We start from the raw sequence: 2,546 nt of genomic DNA, 5'->3' as shown, positions 1-2,546 counted from the left end.
GTCCAAGCAACATGGAAACAATAAATGGTACAGGAATAGCCAACATGAGTAGTCCTAGATATATAAATGGTACTTAATGGAACTTTATCGATCATAACTGCATGAAAGTTAATTGAAAACCAAATATAAACCAATTCCTCTTTTGAAACGTCCTAATACCTGTTTCAGGACGCAATTGCCTCATTTTCTTATCAAACTGGCCTCTCAAACTATCAGACGGAGGTGCTATATGGGGTTCTACTTTATTACATGGCAACGGTGTTTCGACTTTTCTGGCTGTTCACCGCGAAGAGAGTTTTGGGGGTTTATGTTCGTTCATCTGATTGTCACCATCGGATGCGTTTCAATAGACATCGTATTTGGTACTTGGTTGGACATCATTTACAGCGGGCTAAGCGTGATTCCCACCTTAGCCGCGATGGTCCGTCGGCTGCACGATATCGGTAAATCAGGTCATTGGGGGTGGGTCTTTTTCATTCCTGTATTTGGCCCATTCATGTTGATCTATTTACTCTCACAACCATCAAACGCTCTAACGGATAAGGTAGTGATCGCATGAAGAATAGACGAACAATTTCCCTAGCATTGGCGGCGCTACTAACCATGCATAGCCAAGTTGCAATGGCTTACCCTTCAAAGGCAGTTGGTATTCTAACGGTAGAGACAATGACCCAAGGACAGCTCATCTGGCTTAAGGGTCGAGTAGGTGAAGGCGTATATACTTTTACTGAGATAGGCGGAAGACGGTGCTCTTTGAAAATACCGGTGGCGATAGGGAGTATTTCCGACTCCAGTATAGGCTTTAGCCAATCAAATGGATTAACCATTGCGGTAATAAGTGCGCGACTTAATAAAGCACTGATAGGAGGAAAAAGATTGAATCATCAAGATTGGCACTTCACCAGGCAACATGGTGAGAAGAACGCCGATGCACTCATCGTAAGCGGAATAAACGAAGATGAGGGCTTCGTTTTAAACTCAAAAAGAAAGTGGTTATCTTGGTTTACAGGAGAAAAGAGGGAAGTTAAATGCATTTAGTCCTGCTCCTTTAACGATTCTCTACTTCGAGGCACCCAATGACTTAACGGCCAAGGAGACAGCAGAGACTGAACATGACATACGTTCACAGTATTACGTCCATGAACAGCAAGCTGACTCAGTCATATAGGCGAATGAGCCTAAATGACTGAATCTCAGCAACTCAATCTTTAAGGTAGAATCGAAGCTGCGATCTAATTGAGCGCGATTTCCACATCACCACTCACGATGCTTGAGCAGGCCAGTACAAAACCATCTTCAATTTCTCGCTCGGTTAACGTCTCGACACTGCTTGATGACACACTCCCTTTTGTCACCTTACATTTGCACGAGCCACAAATCCCGCTTCGACAAGCGGCGATGACAGGGACACCACCTTTCTCTAGCGCATCAATAAGCGCCGTCTCTTTATCAACGTCCATTTCGACACCAAAGCTTGGGACCATGACTTTAACGGTTTCGTTTTCAGTCATTGGCTTGGCATGCTCAATAGCAGAATCAAGCGGTGTTGGTGAGTCGAAATCCGGTGTAAAGCTCTCTTGGAAGAATGCTGACATATCAAACTCCATCTGCTCTAGATAGTGCTCAACATCTTTCATGAAGCCGACTGGGCCACACAAATATACTGTTCTGGATTTGATATCAGGGCAGAGCGTTTGCAGCCACTCTTTGTTAAGGCGACCTTGCGGGAATTGCGTGTCGCTGTTGTCTTTCAGCAACAACTTGAGATTGAAGTTGTCATGGTTTTCACTCAGTTTAAGCAGCTCATAGTAATAAATTGTCTGCTCTTTATTTCTCGCCATATGAATGAAATCAATCTCAACATCGGCATTGGTGGAGAGCCAATGCTGTGCCATTGCCATCACGGGTGTTATTCCGCAACCTCCGCTAATAAGTGTCACTTTATTTGAAGCGGTGGGAGGACAATCAATGCTATTAAAACGGCCAGCAGGCTTGAGGACATCAACATCATCACCCTCATCTAAATGATCCACGATGTAGTTAGAGACTGCGCCCCCTTCAACACGCTTAATAGTTAGTTTTAGTGAACGACCACCCGGTATAGAACTGACTGAATACGCGCGATAATCTCGCTTACTTGGCATGGTTAAACCAAGTGTAATGAATTGGCCAGGCTTGAAGTCAAAAATCATTTCTGAATGCTTACAGCCCAGCTCTAAACTCACGGTGTCCGGCGTTTCTTGCCATTTCTTTAAGCAAGTCAGCTCAATAGAATCGTTTTGTGACCATGCGTACATACTTATTGCTCTCTCTAGACTCATCTTTAAAAGAAAAAAGCCTCAGCAATGCCGAGGCTTAACATTTAGCCTCTTAAGCTTCTGTACCAAGAATGGTCGCGAGATCTTGTTCAGGCGTCGATATAGAACGCATGTCGAACTGATCTTGCATTATCTTAATAAGGTTGTCCGTTAAAAACGCAGGCGCTGTTGGTCCGGTATAGATGCCTTTAACGCCCAATGCAAACAGAGTAAGTAGTATGACAATCG

Annotated in this window: 4 protein-coding genes; 2 read left to right on the top strand and 2 right to left on the bottom strand. The window is 44.1% G+C overall.

The window, feature by feature from the left end:
* The first annotated feature begins 229 nt into the window (after positions 1-229).
* Both BCU12_RS06760 and BCU12_RS06755 read left to right on the top strand, forming a co-directional pair.
* A complete protein-coding gene (locus BCU12_RS06760; protein WP_102403587.1) occupies positions 230-559 on the top strand; it encodes a DUF805 domain-containing protein in 330 nt (109 codons plus the stop codon).
* Positions 556-1,038: a hypothetical protein gene (locus BCU12_RS06755; protein WP_241909762.1), complete on the top strand. Its 483-nt coding sequence runs from the start codon at positions 556-558 to the stop codon at positions 1,036-1,038. Before BCU12_RS06760 ends, BCU12_RS06755 begins: the two co-directional genes overlap by 4 nt.
* A 194-nt stretch (positions 1,039-1,232) precedes the next feature.
* Here BCU12_RS06755 and BCU12_RS06750 read toward each other — a convergent pair whose 3' ends face one another.
* Together BCU12_RS06750 and BCU12_RS06745 are read right to left on the bottom strand one after the other, a co-directional pair.
* Positions 1,233-2,297: a hybrid-cluster NAD(P)-dependent oxidoreductase gene (locus BCU12_RS06750; RefSeq protein WP_102403586.1), complete on the bottom strand. Its 1,065-nt coding sequence runs from the start codon at positions 2,295-2,297 to the stop codon at positions 1,233-1,235.
* 73 nt (positions 2,298-2,370) lie between these two features.
* Entirely contained in the window at positions 2,371-2,538 is a 168-nt protein-coding gene (locus BCU12_RS06745; RefSeq protein ID WP_277871257.1) for a hypothetical protein, read from the bottom strand.
* Between the last annotated feature and the right edge of the window lie 8 nt (positions 2,539-2,546).

Source organism: Vibrio sp. 10N.261.55.A7, from assembly GCF_002877365.1.
GTDB lineage: Bacteria > Pseudomonadota > Gammaproteobacteria > Enterobacterales > Vibrionaceae > Vibrio.
Note: the sequence above shows the minus strand (reverse complement) of the source record. Positions and strands in the feature narration are given on the sequence as shown.